The organism is Streptomyces viridochromogenes (genome assembly GCF_001270495.1).
GTDB lineage: Bacteria > Actinomycetota > Actinomycetes > Streptomycetales > Streptomycetaceae > Streptomyces > Streptomyces viridochromogenes_A.
Map to the genome: position 1 here is coordinate 1 of NZ_LGUR01000118.1, position 21004 is coordinate 21004.

A 21004-nucleotide genomic window follows, 5' to 3' on the forward strand; every position below is an offset into this window, starting at 1 on the left:
CTCGAAGACCCTCCCCGTCACCCCCTCGCTCCCCGCCGAACCCAGCCAGACGACCAGCGGGGAGACGTTCTCCGGAGCCATGGCGTCGAATCCCGCGATCGGGGCCGTCATCGTCTCCGCGAAGGTCCGTTCCGTCATGCGCGTGCGGGCCGCCGGGGCGATCGCGTTGACCTGGACGCCGTAGCGGGCGAGTTCGGCCGCCGCGACCAGGGTCAGACCGACGATGCCGGCCTTGGCGGCGCTGTAGTTGCCCTGGCCGAGGGAGCCCAACAGTCCCGCGCCGCTACTCGTGTTGACGATCCGGGCGTTCGGCGTACGGCCCGCCTTGGTCTCCGCCCGCCAGTGGGCCGCCGCGTGCTTCAGGGGGAGGAAGTGGCCCTTGAGGTGAACGCGCACGACGGCGTCCCAGTCGTCCTCGTCGAGATTGACCAGCATCCGGTCCCGCAGGAAGCCGGCGTTGTTGACGAGGGTGTCGAGACGGCCGTACGTCTCCAACGCGGCCGCCACCAGGGAGGCCGCCCCGGCCCCGGTCGCCACGTCACCACCGTGCGCGACCGCCGCACCGCCCGCCGCGCGGATCTCGTCGACCACCTGCCGGGCGGGACTGCCGACGGCGGCCGGTGTGCCGTCGAGCCCGACGCCGAGGTCGTTGACGACGACCTTCGCCCCCTCGGCGGCGAACGCGAGAGCATGCGCCCGCCCCAGTCCTCGGCCCCCGCCCGTGACGACGACGACCCGCCCCTCACACATCCGGCTCATGTCATGCCTCCTTGTTGACCGTTGCGGCGTCCAGGAACGCGGGCCGCTCACCCCCGCCGTGCACGAGCAGGCTCGCCCCGCTGATGTAGGCGGCGGCGTCGGAGGCGAGGAAGACGGCGGCCGCGCCGACGTCGGCCGGTTCGGCGAGGCGGCCGAGCGGGACGGTGCGGGAGACGTTCGCGATGCCGTCCTCGCCCCCGTAGTGGAGGTGGGCCAGCTCGGTGCGGACCATGCCGACGACCAGCGTGTTGACCCGGACCTCCGGCGCCCACTCCACCGCCATCGAGCGGGCCAGGCTCTCCAGTCCGGCCTTCGCCGCCCCGTACGCGGCCGACCCGGGCGACGGGCGGCCGCCACTGACGCTGCCGATCATCACCACCGACCCCCGTGCACGCTTCAGGTGCTCGTACGCGGCCAGGGACGCCGTCAGCGGGGCCACCAGGTTCAGCTCGATCACGCGCGCGTGCCGCTCGGCCTCCGCGTCCGTCAACCGCCGGTACGGTGTGCCACCCGCGTTGTTGACGAGGACGTCCAGGCGGGGCAGAGCGGCGAAGAAGGACCGTACGCCTTCCGGATCGCGGAGGTCGAGCGGCCTGAACTCGGCCCCGGGCAAAGGCACTTCGGGCTGTCTGCGCGCACAGACCACGACGTCCGCACCGGCCTCGGCGAAGGCCCTCGCCGTCCCGGCGCCGACACCGCGCGTACCGCCCGTGACGACCACGACCTTCCCGTCCAGCCCCATCCCCGGCTACCCTTCACCTAACAAACGTTTGGTGGAAAGGTAGCTGATGCGGCCATGAGTGTCTCCACCTCGTCCCCGGAAAAGGGGACCGGAAAGGATGGGATCGCCGTCGTCACGGTCGACTTCCCACCGGTGAACGCCCTGCCGGTGCGCGGCTGGTCCGCCCTGGCGGACGCCGTGCGGGCGGCGGGCCGGGATCCGGGGATCCGGTGTGTCGTCCTCATGGCCGAGGGGCGCGGGTTCAACGCGGGCGTGGACATCAAGGAGATACAGCGGGACGGGCGCCGTGCGCTGATCGGCGTCAACCACGCCTGCGCGGACGCCTTCGCCGCGGTGTACGAGTGCGAGGTGCCCGTGGTGGCGGCCGTGCACGGGTTCTGCCTGGGCGGCGGCATCGGACTGGTGGGCAACGCGGACGCGATCGTGGCGAGCGAGGACGCCACCTTCGGGCTGCCGGAGCTGGACCGTGGAGCGCTGGGCGCGGCCACCCACCTGGCCCGGCTGGTGCCCCAGCACCTGATGCGCGCGTTGTACTACACCTCGCGCACGGCGAGCGCGGCCGAGCTGCACGCGCACGGCTCGGTGTGGCGGGTGGTGCCGGGCGAGGAACTACGGGCCGCAGCGCTGGAGTTGGCTCGTGAGATCGCCGCGAAGGACGGGCAGCTGCTGCGTCTGGCCAAGGCGGCCATCAACGGCATCGACCCCGTCGACGTACGCCGCAGCTACCGCTTCGAACAGGGCTTCACCTTCGAGGCCAACCTCAGCGGGGTCGCCGACCGAGTCCGAGACACCTTCGGCGACGGGCAGGAGGGGGCGTAGTGAGTGACAAGACGATGACCGCCGACGAGGTCGTCTCCCGGCTGCACAGCGGCATGACCCTCGGCATCGGCGGCTGGGGCTCGCGCCGCAAACCGATGGCCCTGGTCAGGGCCCTGCTCCGGTCCGGCCTCACCGACCTCACCGTCGTCTCGTACGGCGGCCCGGACGTCGGCATGCTGGCCGCCGCCGGGCGGATCCGAAGGCTCGTCGCCGCCTTCGCCACGCTGGACTCCATCCCCCTGGAACCGCACTATCGCGCGGCCCGCGAACGTGGCGCCTTCGAGCTGATGGAGGTCGACGAGGCGATGTTCATGTGGGGACTTCGCGCCGCCGCGAACCGACTGCCGTTCCTGCCGGTGCGGGCCGGGATCGGGTCGGACGTGATGCGGGTCAACCCCGGCCTGGGGACGGTGACTTCGCCGTACGACGACGGGGAGACGTTCGTGGCCATGCCCGCCCTGCGGCTCGACGCGGCCCTGGTCCACGTCAACCGTGCCGACCGGCTGGGCAACGGGCAGTATCTGGGCCCCGACCCCTACTTCGACGACCTCTTCTGCGAGGCGGCGGACACGGCGTACCTCTCGTGCGAACGCATCGTCGACACGGCCGAGTTGACGAAGGACGCCGCACCGCAGTCGCTGCTGATCAAGCGGCACACGGTGACGGGGGTCGTCGAGGCCCCGAACGGCGCGCACTTCACGTCCTGTGCCCCCGACTACGGCCGGGACGAGGCCGTCCAGAAGACGTATGCGACGACGCCCTGGCCCCAGTTCGCGGCGCGGTTCCTCGGCGGGGACGAGCAGGCGTACCAGTCGGCGATCAGGGAGGGGTCATGACGGAGGTCCCCCGCCCGCCCCTTCTCCCGCCCACCCGCGCCGAGTACTGCGTGATCGCCTGTGCCGAGGCCTGGCGCGACGCCGGTGAGATCCTGGCGAGCCCGATGGGCCTGATCCCGTCCGTGGGGGCCCGGCTGGCGCGGCTCACCTTCGCGCCGGACCTGCTGCTGACCGACGGCGAGGCGCTGGTCGTCCGCCCGGACGGGACGGCCGAGGGCTGGCTGCCGTACCGGCAACACCTGGCCCTGGTCACCGGTGGTCGGCGGCACGTGATGATGGGGGCGAGCCAGATCGACCGCTTCGGCAACCAGAACATCTCGTGCATCGGCGACTGGGAACGGCCGAAGCGGCAGCTGCTGGGGGTGCGGGGCGCGCCGGTCAACACCCTCAACAATCCGACCAGTTACTGGGTCCCGAGGCATTCGCGGCGGGTGTTCGTAGAGAAGGTCGACATGGTGTGCGGGGTGGGCTACGACCACGCGGGCGACGCCCGATACCACCGCATCCCCCGTGTCGTCTCCGACCTCGGCGTCTTCGACTTCGCCACGCCCGACCACGCGATGCGGCTGGCGTCGCTCCATCCGGGCGTCACCGTGGAGCAGGTCAGGGAGGCGACCGCGTTCGACCTCGTCGTCCCCGGCGACGTGCCGCAGACCCGTGAACCCACGGCCGACGAGCTGCGCCTCATCCGCGAGGTCGTCGACCCGGCGAACCTCCGCGCCCGGGAGGTCGGTGCGTGATGGAGACGCCGCTGACCCGGCTGGTCGGGGTCCGCCACCCGATCGTGCAGACGGGGATGGGCTGGGTGGCCGGCCCACGGCTGGTCTCGGCGACGGCGAACGCGGGTGCCCTGGGCATCCTGGCCTCCGCGACGATGACCGTCGACCGGCTGCGTGCGGCGATACGCGAGGTCAAGTCCCGTACGGACGCTCCGTTCGGCGTGAATCTGCGCGCGGACGCCTCGGACGCCGGCGACCGGGTCCGCGTCATGATCGACGAGGGGGTGCGCGTCGCGTCCTTCGCCCTCACGCCCTCCCCCGAGCTGATCACGGAGCTCAAGGAGGCGGGCGTGATCGTCGTCCCCTCGATCGGCGCCCGGCGGCATGCCGAGAAGGTCGCTGCCTGGGGCGCGGACGCGGTGATCGTGCAGGGCGGCGAGGGCGGCGGGCACACGGGCGAGGTGGCGACGACGGTGCTGTTGCCGCAGGTGGTCGACGCCGTGGACATACCGGTCGTGGCGGCGGGCGGCTTCTTCGACGGCCGGGGGCTGGTCGCGGCGCTGGCCTACGGGGCGGCGGGGGTCGCGATGGGCACGCGGTTCCTGCTCACCTCGGACTCGACGGTGCCGGACGCGGTGAAGGCACGGTATCTGGCGGCGACGGTCAAGGACGTGACGGTGACCCGGGCGGTCGACGGCCTGCCGCACCGGATGCTCCGCACGGAACTGGTCGACGCCCTGGAGCGGTCCGGCCGTGCGCGGACTCTCTTCCAGGCGGTCCGCAGGGCGGCGGGCTTCCGGAAGCTGTCCGGCGCGGGTTGGCTCCGCATGCTCCGGGACGGTCGCGCGCTCAGGCACGGCAAGGACCTGACCTGGAGCCAGGTCCTGCTCGCCGCGAACACGCCGATGCTGCTGAAGGCGTCCATGGTGGACGGCCGTACGGATCTCGGGGTGATGGCGTCCGGGCAGGTCGCCGGGGTGATCGACGACCTGCCGTCGTGCGGGGAGCTGGTGGAGCGGATCATGAAGGAGGCAGAGGAGGTGCGGGCACGCCTCGCGCGGTGACCGCTACACCCGCTCGACGATCGTCACGTTCGCCTGCCTCCGCCCCCACACATCGGCACCATCCCCGACGGCCCCCTCGCACCCCTCGGCCCCAGAGGGCCTCACGGGCTTCGGAGCCTGCGCCGGACTCCGTCCGCCGAAGTGGGTGGTCCCGCCACCGTCAAAGTCGCTCAACGATCGTCACGTTCGCCTGCCCGCCGCCCTCGCACATCGTCTGAAGCCCGAACCGGCCCCCGATGCGCTCCAGCTCGTGCAGCAGAGTCGTCATCAGCTTCACTCCGGTCGCGCCCAGCGGATGGCCCAGCGCGATCGCGCCCCCGTTGACGTTGACCTTGTCAGGATCCGCGCCGGTCTCCTTCAGCCAGGCCAGGACGACCGGCGCGAACGCCTCGTTGATCTCGACCAGGTCGATGTCTTCGATCGTCATGCCGGTCTTCTTCAGGGCGTGGGCGGTGGCCGGTATGGGTGCGGTGAGCATGCGGATGGGGTCCTCGCCGCGCACCGAGAGATGGTGCACCCGGGCCCGCGGAGTGAGCCCGTGTTCGCGCACCGCCCGCTCCGAGGCCAGCAGCATCGCCGCCGCGCCGTCGGAGACCTGGGAGGAGCAGGCGGCGGTGATCGTGCCGCCGTCGATGACCGGCTTCAGCCCGGCCATCTTCTCCAGGGAGGTGTCCCGGCGCGGCCCCTCGTCGACCCCGACCTGGCCGTACGCCACCACCTCCCGCTCGAAGCGCCCCTCGTCGATCGCCCGCAACGCCCGCCGGTGCGAGCGCAGCGCGAACTCCTCCTGGTCCTGCCGGCTGATCCCCCACTTCGCGGCGATCATCTCGGCGCCGGCGAACTGGTTGACCGGCTTCTGCCCGTACCGGGCCTGCCAGCCCTCGCTGCCCGCGAAGGGGCCCGCCGTGAGGCCGAGCGGTTCGGCGGCCTGACGGGTGGCGAAGGCGATGGGGATCATGGACATGTTCTGCACGCCGCCCGCGACCACGAGGTCCTGGGTGCCGGACAGCACGCCCTGCGCCGCGAAGTGCACGGCCTGCTGCGAGGAGCCGCACTGCCGGTCCACGGTCACGCCCGGCACCTCCTCGGGCAGCCCCGCCGCCAGCCAGCAGGTCCGCGCGATGTCCCCGGCCTGCGGCCCGACGGCGTCCAGGCAGCCGAAGACGACGTCCTCGACGGCGGCCGGGTCCATGCCGGCCCGCCCGACCAGCTCCTTCAGGACATGCGCGCCCAGGTCGGCCGGGTGGACGGCGCTCAGTCCTCCCCCTCGCCGTCCTACGGGCGTACGGACCGCTTCGACGATGTAGGCCTCGGCCATGGCAACTCCCTCACAGATAAGGGCACTTCGACAGCTTTCGACGGCTATTCACGTACGGCGATCCCGTCCAGCACCATCGACAGGTACTGCCGGGCGATCTCCTCCGGGCTGTGCTGTCCGCCGGGCCGGTACCAGGACGCGGCGACCCACACCGTGTCCCGCACGAACCGGTAGGTGAGCCGGACGTCGAGGTCGGACCGGAACACCCCGGCCGCCACCCCGCGCTCCAGCGTGGACAGCCACGCCTTCTCGAACCTGAGCTGCGACTCGGCGAGGAACGCGAACCGCTCCTGCGCGACGAGCTGCCGGTTCTCCTTCTGGTAGATCGCGACGGCGGCACGGTGCCGGTCGATCTCCCGGAACGACTCGGTGACCAGCGCCTCCAGCGTCTCGCGCGGGTCCAGCTCGGCCTCCAGGACGGCGTCGTAGCCGCCCCACAGCTCGTCGAGGAAGGAGCGCAGGATCTCTTCGAGCATCGACTCCTTGGAGTCGAAGTGGTAGTAGAGGCTGCCCGCGAGCATGCCCGCGTGGTCGGCGATCTTGCGTACGGTGGTGGCGTTGTAGCCCTGCTCGGCGAAGACCTCGGCGGCGGTGTCGAGGAGTTCACGGCGGCGCGCCTGAGCGGCGGCGGCCGCGGGCTTTCCGCTGGCGGTCACCTGGGGCTTCTTCTTGGTCGGCACGGGTCCATTGTCGTCCTAGGCATGCTGGCTGCTGACGGAGACGATCTCTCCCGTCATGTACGAGGAGTAGTCCGAGGCCAGGAAGACGATCACGTTGGCCACCTCCCAGGGCTCGGCGTACCGGCCGAAGGCCTCGCGCGCGGTCAGCTCCTCCAGAAGTTCGGGGGTCGTCACCTTCGCGAGGTGGGGATGCACGGCGAGGCTCGGGGAGACGGCGTTGACCCGCACCCCGTACTCGGCCGCCTCGATAGCGGCGCACCTGGTCAGCGCCATCACGCCCGCCTTCGCGGCGGCGTAGTGCGCCTGTCCGGCCTGGGCGCGCCAGCCGACGACAGAGGCGTTGTTGACGATCACGCCGCCGGTCTCGCGCATCCGGCGGAGGGCGGCCCGGGTGCATCTGAAGGTGCCGTTCAGGGTCACGTCGAGGACCTTCGACCACTGTTCGTCGGTCATGTCTACGAGGGGTGAAGTCCCGCCGAGACCGGCGTTGTTGACGACGACGTCAAGCCGTCCGTGCTCGGACACAGCCGCGTCGAACAGCGCCCGCACCCGCGTCTCGTCGGTCACGTCGCAGGGCAGCGCGGCCACCGACTCCGCGCCGAACTCCCCGGCCAGCTCCGCCTCACACTCTTTCAGTCGCCGCGCGTGCGCGTCGCTGATCAGCACGCGCGCGCCCTCTTCGAGGAAGCGGCGGGCGGTCGCGCCGCCGATGCCCGCGCCGGCCGCCGCGGTGATGACGGCTGTGCGCCCGCGGAGCAGTCCGTGCCCGGGAACGTACGTCGGCACCTCGACGGTTGTCATAGCAGCACGCTAACCTACCAAACACTTGTTAGGGAAGAAGTCGCAGGGAAGCCCGTAGGGAGGGAAGCGACCATGGATCTCACCCACCCCGCCGCCGACGAGGCGTTTCGCGCCGAGGCCCGCGCCTGGTTGCGCACGCATGTGCCGCCCGATCCGCTCCCGTCCCTGGAGACCGGGGAGGGCTTCACGGCACACCGCGCATGGGAGGCCGAACTCGCCGCCGACCGCTGGTCGGTGGTGACCTGGCCGGTTGAGTACGGCGGCCGGGACGCCACGCTTGCGCAGTGGCTGCTGTTCGAGGAGGAGTACTACGCGGCGGGGGCGCCGGGCCGCGTCAACCAGAACGGCATCAGCCTCCTCGCCCCGACCCTCTTAGACCACGGCACCGAGGAGCAACGTGCGCGCGTGCTGTCACCCATGGCCACCGGCGAAGTGGTCTGGGCGCAGGCGTGGTCGGAGCCCGAGGCCGGTTCCGATCTGGCGTCGCTGAGGTCGAGGGCCACGCGCGTGGCGGGCGGTTGGCTGCTGTCCGGCCAGAAGACCTGGTCGTCGCGGGCCGCCTTCGCCGACCGGGCGTTCGGCCTGTTCCGCACGGACCAGGACGCCCCCAAGCCCCACCAGGGCCTGACGTACCTGATGTTCGACCTGCGCGCCCCCGGTGTCACGGTCCGTCCCATCGCTCGTCTCGACGGCAAGCCCGCCTTCGCCGAGTTGTTCCTGGACGAGGTCTTCGTGCCGGACGAGGATGTGATCGGGGAGCCGGGGCAGGGATGGCGGATCGCGATGTCCACCGCGGGCAACGAGCGCGGCCTCATGCTCCGCTCCCCGGGCCGTTTCCTCGCGAGCGCCGAGCGGCTCCACCGGCTGTGGCAGGCCCAGGGCAGTCCGGAGAGCGCGAAGAACCGCGTGGCCGACGCCCTGATCGGGGCCCGGGCGTATCAGCTCTTCACCTTCGCCGCGGCCTCCCGCTTCCTCGACGGCGAGTCGATCGGCCCGGAGTCCAGCCTGAACAAGGTCTTCTGGTCGGAGTACGACATCGCGCTGCACGAGACGGCCCTCGACCTGCTGGGCGCCGAGGGCGAGTTGGCCGACACCGACTGGTCGGAGCGGTATGTCTTCTCCCTCGCGGGCCCCATCTACGCCGGGACGAACGAGATCCAGCGCGACATCATCGCCGAGCGGCTACTCGGCCTACCGAAGGGACGCCGCTGATGCGAGGGGGCTCCGCCGCAGCGACGAGAAAACGCGCCGGGCACCGAGAGCCCCGCGCGACACAGGAACACCCCGGACGCCACGGCGACCCGTCGGGCACCGGGAGCACCGCGCCCGTACGAGAGGGCTCCGCCGCAGCCAGGAGGAACCCTTCAGACACGGAGAACCCCGCGCCGACACAAGAACACCCCGCCCACACCACGAGGAACCCGTCGGGCCACCGGGAGCACCACGCCAGCACGAGAGGGCTGCCCCGCAGCCACGAGAAACCCGCCCGGCACCGAGAGCACCGCACCACTGCGACGGGGAGCGCCGTGCCGGCGCAAGAACACCCCGCCCGCGCCGCAGGGGACCCGCTGGGCCCCGAAAGCCCCGCCGTTGCAAGAACACCCCGCCGCCATGGGGCCCGTCGAACGCCGAGCAGGCCGCGTCGATGCGAAAAGGATCGCCGGGGCCACCGAAGGGACACCGCTGATGCGCTTCCTCCTCGATGCCGAGCAGCGCGCCTTCTCCGACTCGCTGAACTCCATACTGGGAGCCGCGGACACGCCCTCGGCCGTGCGGGACTGGAGTCGGGGTGAGCATGTACGGGGTCGGGCGCTGTGGTCCCGTATCGCTGAGGCGGGGGTGTTCGCGCTGGCGGTTCCCGAGGGGTACGAGGGGCTGGGGCCGCGGCCCGTCGAACTCGCCGTCGCCTTCGTCGAGTTGGGGCGGCACGCCGTGCCGGGACCGCTGGTGGAGACGGTCGCGGCGGCGGTCCTGCTGACCGATCTCCCGGACCCCGGCCCGGCAAAGCGGCTCCTGCCGGCGCTGGCCTCGGGGGAGGCCATGGCGACGCTGGCGTGGCAGGCGCCGTACGCCCTGGACGGCGACGTGGCCACCACCCGCCTGGCCCTCACTCAGCAAGGTCTGCTCCTCTCCCCCGGCCACGGTTCCGTCCGTCCCTCCCTGGACCCGGCCCGCCGTCTCACCCCCCTCGAATCCGGCGGCGAGCTCCTCGGCCGCGACCCGGTCACCGCCCGCGCCCTCGCCTACGCCCGCCTCACCACCGCCGCCCAAGCCCTCGGTGTCGGTCACGCCCTGCTCGACAGGACGGTCGCCCACGTCGGACAGCGCACCCAGTTCGGTGTCTCCATAGGCTCGTTCCAGGCCGTCAAGCACCGTCTGGCCGACGTGCGGATCGGCCTGGAGTTCGCCCGGCCGCTCCTCTTCGGCGCCGCGCTCACGATGGCGGCCGCCGACGTCGCCGCCGCCAAGGTCACCGCCTGCGAGGCCGCGTACGCCGCCGCCCGTGCCGCGCTCCAGCTGCACGGCGCGATCGGCTACACGGCGGAGTACGACCTGTCGCTCTGGCTGACCAAGGCCCGCGCCCTGCGCACCGCCTGGGGCGCCCCGGACGTATGCAGGGCCGACGTGCTAGGTGCCCGTGCCCGCCCTCAGTGGTGATCGCCGCTGGTGATCTCGCGGTACTCCTCCACCGTCGGCTTGGCGATCCGCGTCTGCGGCCCGAACATCGCCCGCGCCAGCCGGGCCCGCACCCGCTGCGTCGGGGGGACCCGGCGCCGGACGCCGTTCGCGTCGACGAGCGGACCGATCTCGTACGGCGGATCCTGCTCGTGCTGGGTGAGGGTGAACAGCTGCGCCTGTGAGAGCGGCTCGTGGACCTCGGTGTACGCGCCGTGCGGAAGCCGCTTGATGGTGCCGGTCTCCCTGCCGTGCAGCACCTTGTCCCGGTCCCGGCGCTGCAGCCCGAGGCAGACGCGTTTGGTCACGTAGTAGGTGAGGACCGGCACGACGAAGACCGCGATCCGCACGAACCAGGTGATCACATTGATGGACAGATGCAGATGCGTGGCCACGATGTCGTTGCCACCGCCGATCAGCAGCACCGTGTACAGGCTCAGCCACGCCGCGCCGAGGCCGGTGCGCACGGGCATGTTGCGCGGCCGGTCGAGGATGTGGTGCTCGCGTTTGTCGCCGGTGATCCACGCCTCGATGAAGGGATACACACCGAGCGCGAGCAGGATCAGCGGGAAGAGGGAGAAGGGGATGAAGACGCCCGGTTCCAGGGTGTGGCCCCAGAAGTTGATCTCCCATCCCGGCATCACCCGGATCAGGCCCTCGGAGAAGCCCAGGTACCAGTCGGGCTGGGCGCCCGTGGTCACCAGGTCCGGGCGGTAGGGACCGAAGGCCCAGACCGGGTTGATGCTGGCGATGCCGCCCATGATCGTCAGCACGCCGAAGACGAGGAAGAAGAAGCCGCCCGCCTTGGCCATGTACACCGGCAGGAAGGGCATCCCGACGACCGTCTTCTGGTCGCGGCCGGGGCCCGGGTACTGCGTGTGCTTGTGGTAGAAGACCAGGATCAGGTGGGCGACCACCAGGCCGAGCATGATCCCGGGCAGCAGCAGGATGTGGATCGGGTAGAGGCGTGCGATGAAGTCCTCGCCGGGGAACTCCCCGCCGAAGAGGAAGAACGCCACGTACGTTCCCACGATCGGGATGGACAGGATCGCGCCGTGGGCGAACCGCAGGCCGGTGCCGGACAGCAGGTCGTCGGGGAGGGAGTAGCCGGTCAGGCCGGTGATGATGCCGAGCATCAACAGGGTCCAGCCGAACACCCAGTTGATCTCACGCGGCTTGCGGAAGGCGCCGGTGAAGAACACCCGCATCATGTGCACCAGCATGCCGGTGACGAAGACCAGCGCCGCCCAGTGGTGGATCTGCCGGATGAGCAGCCCGCCCCGCACGTCGAAGCTGATGTCGATCGTGGACTCGTACGCCCTGGTCATCAGTACGCCGTTGAGGGGCTCGTACGTGCCGTTGTAGACGACCTCGTTGGTGCTCGGGTCGAAGAACAGGGTGAGATAGACACCGGTGAGGATCAGGACGAGGAAGCTGTAGAGGCAGACCTCGCCCAGCATGAAGGACCAGTGGTCCGGGAAGACCTTGCGCATGTTGGCCTTGGCCAGCGCGTACAGCCCGAGCCGCCCGTCGGCCCAGTCGGCGATCCTCTCGCCCGTCCCGGGCGGGGCGGACCTGCGCGTCGCCTCGCCTTCGTTCCCCGATCGTGCGCCGTCCATACGTCGTCGCCTCCCCGTCGGATCACACACAGCGTGACATGGCCCTACGGGCCCCGCCAACGGGGCGGACACCCCCGGCCGTGGGTCAGGACGGCCGTACGATGCCCCGCGCCCGCGCCGCCACGAGCCACTTCGGGAACTCCCCGACCAGGCGGTCGTACAGCTCGGTGTCGGACACGGTCCGCGGATCCGAGCCGGCGTGGAAGAACCCGGCGTTGTCGACGACCCGCTTGGCCGGCACCGCCAGTTCGTCGAGCTTGCGCAGGAAGTCGAACTGCTTGCTGGTGGGGTCCCCGAAGCCGATGAACTGCCAGAACAGCGGGAGCGGGGCCGCCTTGCACAGGTACCGTTCGGCGGCGAGCTTGTTGATGGGGCCGCCGTCGGTCTGGAAGACGACCAGGGCGGGTTCCCTCGACCCGCTGTCGAGGTAGTGGTCGATGACGGCGTCCATCGCCAGGTGGTAGCTGGTCTTGCCCATGTGCCCGAGCCCGGCCACGATCCGCTCGATCCGTCCCTGGTGGTCGGCCAGCGCGATCTCGGTCTCGGCGTCGACGTCGGTGGAGAAGAACACCACCGGCACGGTCCCGTCGTCGTCGAGGTGCGCCGACAGCCCGAGCACCCGGTCGGCGAGCGCCTGCACGCTGCCGTCCTTGTAGTACGGCTTCATCGAGCCGGAGTAGTCGACCACCAGGTAGACCGCCGCCCGCACCCCGTCCAGCCCGTGCTTGCGGAGCGACACACCGGCGCTCTTGTAGAGGCTGACCAGCGCGGGCGCGGTCTCCTCGACTTTGCTGAGACTGATCGCGGCCATATGGTCTCCCCCTCGTGCACCTGGCTGGTTGCAGAGGCTACGGCACACCCGCCCCGCCTCTCCCTCCGTCCACAGGTGTTCGCTATTTTGTTCGCCGCCGCATTTCGTTCGCTGCCGTATTTTGTTCGCCGCCGTCCCCACCGGCTCACCGTTCGTCCCGTCCCCATCGAGGAGCCGGCTGTGGAGCCCGAGTCCACCCCGTCCACCGAGTCCGCCCCGGCCACCCGGTCGGGCCCGTCCACCGAGTCCGCCGTCACCACCTGCTATCGCCACCCCAAGGTGGAGTCGCACGTCCGCTGCACCCGCTGCGACCGGTACATCTGCCCGGACTGCATGCGCGAGGCGTCCGTCGGCCACCAGTGCGTGGAGTGCGTGAAGGAGGGCGCGCGGTCGGTGCGGCAGGCGCGGACGGTCGTCGGAGGGCGGATCGCCACGACGCCGTTCGTGACCTCCGTGCTCATCGGGCTCAACGTCCTCGCCTACCTGGCCGAGGTGGTGCGCCCGGAGATCCTGGACCGGTTCGCGATGCTCGGCGCCCGGCTGATCGGCCCGGACGGCGGCTACTACGTCTACGAACCCGGGTACCCGTCGGACTTCCATGCCGAGGGGGTGGTCGCCGGTCAGTGGGAGCGGCTGCTGACCAGCGGTTTCCTCCACCTGCCGCCGACCGAGGGCACCTTCGGGCTGCTGCACGTCGTGATGAACATGCTCTCGCTCTGGCAGCTCGGCCGGATCGTGGAGCCCATGCTGGGCCGGGTTCGCTACATCGCGCTCTACCTGCTGTCGACGCTGGGCGGTTCGGTGTTCGTGCTGCTGCTCACCGACGTGAACGTGGAGTCGGTCGGCGCGTCCGGGGCGATCTTCGGCCTCGGCGCCGCGTACTACGTCCTGGCCCGCCGCGTCGGCGCCGACATGCGGGGCGTCAACCGGTTCATGGCGTTCCTGCTCCTGTGGCTGCTGCTCTCCGCCGGCCTCACCTCCTGGCAGGGCCACCTCGGCGGACTGCTGACGGGAGCCGCGGTGACGCTCGCCTACGCCTATGCGCCACGCGGCCCGCGCCGGGTCCTCATCCAGGTGGCGGTCTGCGTGGGCGTACTCGCGCTGTTGGCGGTGGTCGCGGTCGCGAAGGTCTCGGAACTGACCGGCGGAGGCGTGGCCCAGTGAGACGTGTCGGCATCCTGCTCTTCGCGGCGGTCCCCGTAGCCATCACCGCGACCGTCTACTTCCTCGTCCCGGAGGAGTCCGCCGAGAGCCCGGGCGGGTCCACCGTCGCCACCGCGCAGCAGGAGTCCCGGCAGGAGGCCAAGCGCCGGGCCGAGGAGGAGCGGTCGGCGGACGACGAGCTGATCGCGCGGCTACCGGCGGGCCTGGCGGCCCCGGCGAAGAAGGAGCTGGCCCAGCGGCTCGTGTCCACCGCGGAGAGCTCGACGCTGGACTGGCGCCGCACCTACGGCGACATCGAGGACCTCGACGACGGCCAGGGCTACACGGCCGGCACCATCGGCTTCTGCACCGGCACCCACGACCTGCTCGCCCTGGTCGAGAACTACACCGAGGACCACCCGGACAACGGCCTCGCCCGGTACCTGCCCGCCCTGCGCGCCGTCGACGGCACCGACTCCCACGAGGGCCTGGACCCCGGTTTCCCGGCCGCCTGGAAGGCGGAGGCCGAGGTGGCGGCCTTCCGCGAGGCACAGGACACCGAGCGCGACCGCGCCTACTTCGACCCCGCGGTCCGCCTCGCCAAGCTGGACGGTCTCGGCACGCTGGGCCAGTTCGTCTACTACGACGCGATGGTCTTCCACGGCCCGGGCATCGACGAGGACGGCTTCTACGTCCTGCGCGAACGCGCCCTGCGCGAGGCGGACTCCCCCTCCCGGGGCGGCTCCGAGAAGGCGTACCTGGACGCCTTCCTCGACGTCCGCCGGGCGGCCATGCGGGACAAGCGACCGGGCACCGACACCAGCCGTATCGATACGGCCCAGCGGCGGTTTCTGGAGGACGGGAACCTTCGGTTGAGGACGCCGTTGGAGTGGCGGGTGTACGGGGAGACGTACCGGGTCCCCTGAGTCGTCGGTAACCGTCCGTTCTCTCCCCCGACTTCTGGGATTATGTGCCGGGGCACGGAATCGTTCGGGGGAGGCTGCACTTGGGTTCCGTCGGCAACGCACGCACGACCGCGGGACGTCGACGAGCACTGCTCATCGGCATCACGGACACTCCCGATCTCCATGACATCCCGGACCTCGCCGAGCGCTACCCGCGCCTCGACTGCGCCCCACAGGACGTCGAACTCATCGGCTCGGCACTCAAGCGGTCCGGCTACGAGATCACCACCCGCCTCGACGACATCGGGCTCGCCCGGCTGCAAGGCGCGCTCAACACCTTCTTCACCTCGTGCGAGCCCGGGGACACCGCCTTCGTCTACGTGTCGTGCCACGGCACGTCCGTCGGCGACCACGACTACCTGCTCCCGTACGACGCCCAGCCGGGCGGGCTCCGCGAGGACGGCACGCAGGGCCTGCTCACCGCCACGCTGGTCGAGGCGGAGCCCGGGACGATGCTGCGGGGGCTGCGCCCCGGCGTGACCGCCGTGGTCTGCGTCGACGCCTGCCGGGCCGAGGAGGACCCCGGCCCGGAAAACCCGCAGGAGCGGTGGGCTTCGTACGAGTTGGACGCGCTGTGGCTGTACGGCTGCGGGCCGGGCCAGTTCGCGTACGCCGACCCCGCGGAGGGGAGCCTGTTCGCCCGCTTCCTCGCCGAGGCGCTCCAGCCGAACAGCCCGCCGACCACTTTCGCGGACGTCGTCGACTACACGAGCCAGGCACTGCGCCGACAGGCCGGGAACGCCCCGGTCCTCCAGACCCCCGCCCCGTATGTGCCTTCCCGCCTCCGCGACCGTACGGGGGAGATCGTCCTGTGCGACGGCTCCGAGGACACCCTCCGGTGGACCGAGGCGGTCAGGCGCTGCGAGCTGTGGGACCACACCGCCGGCAGCCCCGCGGTGCACGAACGGGTGAAGCAGCAGCTGGGCGAGCTGATCCGGTACGTGGTGGACAGCTGCGCGGGAGCCGGGGCCCACGCGGACGACCCCTGGAACGACCCGGCCTATCCCGAGCGCGTCGTACGCCGCCTCGACGACCTCGTCCGCCGCGCCGGGCTGCGCCCCGGCGACTTCCTGTCCCCCGCGGAGACGGCCTGTCTGCTGGCGGGCCCGTTCGTCCACGAGGGCCTGGTCGCGGTGGCACTCCAGGACCTGCGGGTCCACCAGCCTCTCCACCTGGGCGCGTCGCCCGCCGACGAGAGCGGCGACAGCGACCCGCACGGGCGACAGGTGCGCGGCGCCGCCCAGGATGTGTGCCGGGCCCACTCCCAGGTACAGCGCACCGCCGGAACGCTACGGGCCCGTGGCCTCGACGACGCCGCCCGCGCCGCCGACCACTGGCTGCGGCACCGCTTCATCGCCGACTGGGACGCGCTGTGGGAGCGGGACGGGGCCTATCCGGCGGTGGACGCGATCGTCGCCAAGGCGGTCGACGCCGTGGTGGCGGCGGCGGAGGATCCTACGGCGGGGCCGCGCACGGACGAGGCGCGGGACGAGGTCGACGACCAGGTGCGCCAGGTGCTCGGCCATGTCACGGTGAACCCGGGTGGCGCCGACAACGGCCCCCGGGTCAACGTCCCTGGCCGGGGCGACGGTTGGAACATCCGCCAGCCGGTACGCGACAACACCTGGCGCGCGCCCTGGCTCGCCCGCCTGCTGTGGACCGCGGCCCTGCTCGCCGCCGACCCCCGGCGCCTGTCCAGCGTGCTCGTCGACCACCTTGGCGCACACGTCCCGCTGCGGCCGCAGGACGTCGTCACGGCCCTGGCGTACGACTTCGACTACGCCCAGACCGAGGGCCGCACCGCCGCCACCCACGGCCTCGACGTGCGTTTCAGCTGCCCCCATCCGGCTCTGCACGCGGCGGTCGAAGAGCTGGTCGGACATGCGGACGCCACCGTCCGGACGGTCCACCGCGAGTGGAACTCGACGGGTCTGCCACCTCTCCTCAAAGGGCTGCCCGACCGGGTCACGGCCGAGAACCTGACGCCGCGCAACCAGCTCTACCGACGGCCACTGGAGCGCTTCCGGCTCGCCGAGGACGAGATCCGGCCGCTGCTGATGGGCACCCAGCTGTACGGCGACCGCATGCTGGCCATCCGCGAGCTGTACCAGAACGCCCTCGACGCCTGCCGTTACCGCCATATGCGCCGTCAGTACGGCGCGACCCAGGCCGACTGCGGCTACCGCGCCAACTGGACCCCGCGGATCTCCTTCACCCAGGGCCAGGACTCCGACGGGCGGCCCTACATCGAGTGCGAGGACAACGGCACCGGTATGAGCCGGGCCAAGCTGACCTCGATGTTCGCGCGGGCGGGCAAGCGATACGAGCAGGACCCCGAGTTCGTCCAGGAGCGGCGCAACTGGCGCCGGGCCGGGCTCGCGGACATCGGGATGAACTCCCGTTTCGGCATCGGGGTGTTCTCGTACTTCATGCTGGCCGACGAGGTGGTCGTGTGGACGCGGCCGGTGGACCGGCACGGCCGCCCCGGCGCGGAGCAGCCTCTGCGTGCCGACATCCAGTCCGGCTCCGGGCTGCTGCGGGTCAGCGACACGGCGGACGCCCCGGAGCTGGGTGGGACGCGGGTGCGGCTGTATCTCGCGGCGCACGAGGAGAAGCAGCCCTCCCTGGTGGAGACGCTGCGGTCGATTCTGTGGGTGAGCGACTTCGAGGTGACCGCCCAGGAGCTGGACCGGGAGGATCCCGGCCAGGTCGTCCGGAGCGCGACCTGGGCGCCGCACACGCTGACGGCCGACGGGCCCTGGGACGGGGAGCCCGTTCAGGCGGGCCGGGACGCCTGGCTCGTGCAGGGCAAGGGGCAGCTGCTGCTGGACGGAGTGGTCGTCAAGAACGCACCCGCGGTCCACGGCAGGGTGTTCAATCTCCGTGAACGGCATTCCCCCGAACCGAGCGTCGACCGGAACAGGATGCTCTCGTACGACGAGGAACTCGTCATGCGTGAACTGCTGGCCGGCGTGCCGGAGGGGGTGGTCCACTGGCCGGAAGTGCCACTGCGCTGGCTGTGGGAGCTGGCCCCGAACGCCCCACGACTGGCGGTGGCGGTGCTGACGGCACTGCCCGGGGACACGACGGCCGTACTGGAGAGCGGGCCGGGTGATCGCACCCTGGTGCTGGAGCGGTTACCGCTCGCCGAGGTGGGTTGTCTGCCCGTCGACCGCGGAGTACTGCGGGAGAGGTTCAGAGTGCTCGCGCTCGGGGCCGATCGCCAGCACGAGACCGCACTGCTCCGCGACTGGCAGACGAACCGGCTCGCGCTCGCCGACCAGAGCGGTCCTGTGTTCCGCCCGAAGGGATACCCGGATCCCGCTCCCCTGGACGCATTGCTGTTCGTGACGGATCCGATGAGTGAAAAGGGCTGGGTGACGGCCCTGAGTACCGCGGCGGAGTGCCGGCTCCCACTGCGTGTATCGGTGCGGGCCCTGCGCCGGTATGCCGTCATGGGATTGTCCGTGCCCGCCGTCGACGACATCCGTCGCCTCGATGACATGCGGCCCGACCGGACCGACGCGCTCCTCTACGCCTTGTACCAGGATCAGCAGGCGTCGTCCGATGCCGCGCTGCACGCGCCCATGGTGGTGCTCTCCGCTCACGAGGGCCTCACCTACGGGGAACTGTCAAGCAGGCTGGAGGGCTTGCGTGCCTTCGACTCCGACCTTCCGCAGCCGCCGGAACTGACCGCGGAACTCGCGGTGGAACGTGCCTCGGCCGAAGCCTCGCGCCTGACGGCGGAGTTCGAGGCGTACGACTCCTGGGACATCGAAGTCCACTGGCTGCCCGGCACCGTGGCACCCGTAGACCTGCTGAACTACGCGGACACGACCCTTCCGATCGATGAAGTCGTCCGCGTGGTCCGGCATCTGGCCCCCTTCGGCTTCTCGTTCTCCTCCGAGCCGACCAGGGAGACGATGGAACACGGGCCGCTCAAGGTTTCCGAACGGCTTCTCCTCACCGACAGGTACGGCGCTTCGCTGTTGCAGGGCGAGCTCTCCTGGGCTCAGCTGTTCGAGATCTCCCAGAGACTGGGGACGCCCGTGGGCGAGATCGCCAAGCGCATCAACGACATCGCGCCCGCCACGGGTGTGGAAGCGCCCGCGGTGCCCTCCGAAGCCATCGACTTCGTCGCACCCAGGTGGATCTCCAAAGCCCTGGAGGACGAGGACAGACCCTTTGGCCCCTGGTCGCTGGTGAGGGCGGCCACGAATACCCCGACACGCACCGCCGCGCAGGACGTGGGACTGCGCGAGGCGCTGCCAGTGCTGCAGGCGTGTGGTCTGCTGCGCGGCGATCTCGAATGGGACCATGAGGCGCTCGCCCTCGAGGCCGAACTCGCACACCCCCTCACCAGGGTTCTGGGGCGTCGATCCGCCGCTCTCGACGATCACGGCCTCACCATCCCCATGGCGCTCGCCACGGGCAGAACGGTCAGCGAGGAACTGGACCGCCTGAGCAGGACGCGACGGCATCTCCCCCTCACGGCGGTCGCGAGCGTGACAACCCCGGAGGCCGGAAGCCTTCATCTGGAGCCGGGCGACCACGTGATCTTCGCCAACCAAGGCCTCGGCGATGACCATGCCTTCTGCGCGGAGCTGAGTATCCAGCGGATCCTGGAGCGCTGTCGCATCGCCAATGCCCCCCTGGGCCCCTCCCTCCGCCACCTCTCCCGCTTCACCGTCCTCGGCGCTCCCGCACCCCCGGGCGACTTCAACGGCCCCGATGCCGAAAAGCTGGAGGACTTCCGCCCCACCCACTTCGACATGGCCGCCTTCGACGCCGGCCTGCTCGGCCCCGGCACCCTCGGCCCCCTCGAACTCGTCCTCGTGGCCGGCCGTTTCGGGCGAACCCTCGGCGAGGTGTACGAACGCTACGCGCCCTTCCGCTGCCTGGGGCTGGAGGTGACCGTGCCCGAGCCGAACGCCGAGGAGGCCCGACTCGCCCCGGGCTGGCAGGAGGTCATCATCCTGACCGCACAACTGACCGGCCGGGCCCCGGCGTTGACCGGCCCGGTGGACCTCGATCACATCGTGCTCCGCGCCGAGGAGACCGACCTCACCGAGTCGCAGGTCCGCAAGCTCCTGGGGGCCTACAGCCGGCTGTTCGACTTCCGGCTCCCGGACGAACCCGACAGACGGGACCCCACCACATGACCGCGATCCCCTACGACGAGGGTGCTTCTCACCCGTCCCCGCTCACCTTCCGGTGGACGACGGACGAGGCCAACGGCGAGGCGACGGCGACCGGGCGCTGCCCGATATGCGGTTGCGCGATGACGCGAACCTGGACCTCAGGTCAGCCCCTGCTCTCCAAGGGAGGCTATCTCGGCCGTCGTAAGAAGCCGGGGCCGATGCCGTATCACACGCCCTGCCAGTGCGAGACGCTGCACATGGGGCGCCCCGCGGCGGAGCGGCTCGGCTGTGGCGCGCTGCTCGTCATCGCGCCCCCGCAGGCGCCGGCGAACGGCCCGACACCATGAGCTTCACCCCGCAGCAACTGCGCGACGCCGACCGCCGCACCCGCGAACTGTCCTCCCCCGAGCGCCAGTTGCAAGCCGCCCTCCACCAGGCCGAGGGCTACCGCAACTTCCTCGCCGCCCTCACCGGCCTGCTCACCGCGGTCTTCGTGCTCAAGGGCCAGGAGGATCTCAGCAAGCTCGCGCACACCCCGCGCTGGCTCGTGATCGGCCTGCTGGTCACGGGGTTCCTCGCGCTGATCGCGGCTTCGTGGCTGGGGGTGCTCGCCGTGCACGGGCGGCCCGGCGAGGAGATCATGCTGGAGGCGGGACGACTGCTCGAATACGAGAAGCAGCGCACCCGCGTCATCTGGCGGCTCGTCGAGTGGGCCCGGTGGTTCGGGCTCCTCGGTGTCCTCGCCGTCTCCTCCGCCGTCATCGTCACCTGGGTGTGGCCCGGCAAGAAGTAGCGGCGCGCATGCGACGGCGCCTGCCCAGTCGTCCGGTCGGGGACTGTGGGGCAGGCGCCATCTGGTGTTCCGTACGCCGTTGTACGGGACGTTTTTGAGTGACCGTCAGGTCACGGCG

18 protein-coding genes are annotated in these 21004 nt (G+C 71.1%); 11 read left to right on the forward strand and 7 right to left on the reverse strand.

Annotated features, from left to right (window positions below; genetic code table 11):
- A partial coding sequence (locus tag ADK36_RS14240; protein WP_053197781.1) for an SDR family oxidoreductase occupies window positions 1–759 on the reverse strand: 759 nt, incomplete at its 3' end.
- Between the two features lies 1 nt (window position 760).
- The gene (locus ADK36_RS14245) at window positions 761–1501 is read right to left on the reverse strand and encodes an SDR family oxidoreductase (RefSeq protein WP_048586613.1); all 741 of its coding nucleotides are present in this window, start codon (window positions 1499–1501) and stop codon (window positions 761–763) included.
- 54 nt (window positions 1502–1555) lie between these two features.
- Here ADK36_RS14245 and ADK36_RS14250 point away from each other — a divergent pair, with 54 nt between their 5' ends.
- From ADK36_RS14250 to ADK36_RS14265, 4 genes are read left to right on the forward strand one after another with little or no spacing between them, the layout of a single operon-like run.
- Window positions 1556–2320 carry an enoyl-CoA hydratase family protein gene (locus tag ADK36_RS14250; RefSeq protein WP_053197782.1) on the forward strand — a complete coding sequence of 255 codons (765 nt, stop codon included), beginning with the start codon at window positions 1556–1558 and terminating at the stop codon, window positions 2318–2320.
- A complete protein-coding gene (locus tag ADK36_RS14255; protein WP_053197784.1) occupies window positions 2320–3156 on the forward strand; it encodes a CoA transferase subunit A in 837 nt (278 codons plus the stop codon). Before ADK36_RS14250 ends, ADK36_RS14255 begins: the two co-directional genes overlap by 1 nt.
- Complete coding sequence (locus tag ADK36_RS14260; RefSeq protein ID WP_048586610.1) at window positions 3153–3896, forward strand: CoA-transferase subunit beta; 744 nt, start codon at window positions 3153–3155, stop codon at window positions 3894–3896. The genes ADK36_RS14255 and ADK36_RS14260 overlap by 4 nt, the downstream gene beginning before the upstream one ends.
- Window positions 3896–4939 (forward strand): NAD(P)H-dependent flavin oxidoreductase, encoded by a 1044-nt coding sequence (locus ADK36_RS14265; RefSeq protein WP_048586609.1) that lies wholly within the window; start codon window positions 3896–3898, stop codon window positions 4937–4939. Before ADK36_RS14260 ends, ADK36_RS14265 begins: the two co-directional genes overlap by 1 nt.
- Window positions 4940–5099: 160 nt before the next feature.
- Here ADK36_RS14265 and ADK36_RS14270 read toward each other — a convergent pair whose 3' ends face one another.
- From ADK36_RS14270 to ADK36_RS14280, 3 genes are read right to left on the reverse strand one after another with little or no spacing between them, the layout of a single operon-like run.
- Complete coding sequence (locus ADK36_RS14270; RefSeq protein WP_048586608.1) at window positions 5100–6257, reverse strand: acetyl-CoA C-acetyltransferase; 1158 nt, start codon at window positions 6255–6257, stop codon at window positions 5100–5102.
- A gap of 44 nt (window positions 6258–6301) precedes the next feature.
- Window positions 6302–6937 (reverse strand): TetR/AcrR family transcriptional regulator, encoded by a 636-nt coding sequence (locus ADK36_RS14275; RefSeq protein WP_048586607.1) that lies wholly within the window; start codon window positions 6935–6937, stop codon window positions 6302–6304.
- A 15-nt stretch (window positions 6938–6952) separates the two neighbouring features.
- The gene (locus ADK36_RS14280; RefSeq protein ID WP_053197786.1) at window positions 6953–7738 is read right to left on the reverse strand and encodes an SDR family oxidoreductase; all 786 of its coding nucleotides are present in this window, start codon (window positions 7736–7738) and stop codon (window positions 6953–6955) included.
- 72 nt (window positions 7739–7810) lie between these two features.
- On the opposite strand from ADK36_RS14280, the gene ADK36_RS14285 reads away from it, so the two are divergent.
- Both ADK36_RS14285 and ADK36_RS14290 read left to right on the forward strand, forming a co-directional pair.
- Entirely contained in the window at window positions 7811–8950 is a 1140-nt protein-coding gene (locus ADK36_RS14285; RefSeq protein WP_048586605.1) for an acyl-CoA dehydrogenase family protein, read from the forward strand.
- Window positions 8951–9424: 474 nt separating this feature from the next.
- A complete protein-coding gene (locus ADK36_RS14290) occupies window positions 9425–10396 on the forward strand; it encodes an acyl-CoA dehydrogenase family protein (RefSeq protein WP_053197788.1) in 972 nt (323 codons plus the stop codon).
- Here the strand turns inward: ADK36_RS14290 and ADK36_RS14295 are convergent.
- Together ADK36_RS14295 and ADK36_RS14300 are read right to left on the reverse strand one after the other, a co-directional pair.
- Entirely contained in the window at window positions 10387–12033 is a 1647-nt protein-coding gene (locus tag ADK36_RS14295; protein ID WP_048586603.1) for a cytochrome b, read from the reverse strand. The genes ADK36_RS14290 and ADK36_RS14295 overlap by 10 nt on opposite strands.
- A gap of 85 nt (window positions 12034–12118) precedes the next feature.
- Window positions 12119–12844, reverse strand: coding sequence for a vWA domain-containing protein (locus ADK36_RS14300; RefSeq protein ID WP_048586602.1), 726 nt, complete (start codon window positions 12842–12844; stop codon window positions 12119–12121).
- 180 nt (window positions 12845–13024) lie between these two features.
- Between ADK36_RS14300 and ADK36_RS14305 the strand changes: the two genes are divergently transcribed.
- The 5 genes from ADK36_RS14305 to ADK36_RS14320 all read left to right on the forward strand — a co-directional run bounded on the left by ADK36_RS14305 (window position 13025) and on the right by ADK36_RS14320 (window position 20886).
- Complete coding sequence (locus ADK36_RS14305; RefSeq protein ID WP_425315362.1) at window positions 13025–14008, forward strand: rhomboid family intramembrane serine protease; 984 nt, start codon at window positions 13025–13027, stop codon at window positions 14006–14008.
- Window positions 14005–14913 (forward strand): chitosanase, encoded by a 909-nt coding sequence (locus tag ADK36_RS14310; protein ID WP_053197790.1) that lies wholly within the window; start codon window positions 14005–14007, stop codon window positions 14911–14913. Before ADK36_RS14305 ends, ADK36_RS14310 begins: the two co-directional genes overlap by 4 nt.
- A gap of 80 nt (window positions 14914–14993) precedes the next feature.
- The gene (locus ADK36_RS14315) at window positions 14994–20114 is read left to right on the forward strand and encodes an HD domain-containing protein (protein WP_048586600.1); all 5121 of its coding nucleotides are present in this window, start codon (window positions 14994–14996) and stop codon (window positions 20112–20114) included.
- Entirely contained in the window at window positions 20111–20440 is a 330-nt protein-coding gene (locus ADK36_RS48850; RefSeq protein WP_159029321.1) for a hypothetical protein, read from the forward strand. The genes ADK36_RS14315 and ADK36_RS48850 overlap by 4 nt, the downstream gene beginning before the upstream one ends.
- Window positions 20437–20886 carry a hypothetical protein gene (locus ADK36_RS14320; protein WP_048586599.1) on the forward strand — a complete coding sequence of 150 codons (450 nt, stop codon included), beginning with the start codon at window positions 20437–20439 and terminating at the stop codon, window positions 20884–20886. The genes ADK36_RS48850 and ADK36_RS14320 overlap by 4 nt, the downstream gene beginning before the upstream one ends.
- Window positions 20887–21004: the final 118 nt, after the last annotated feature.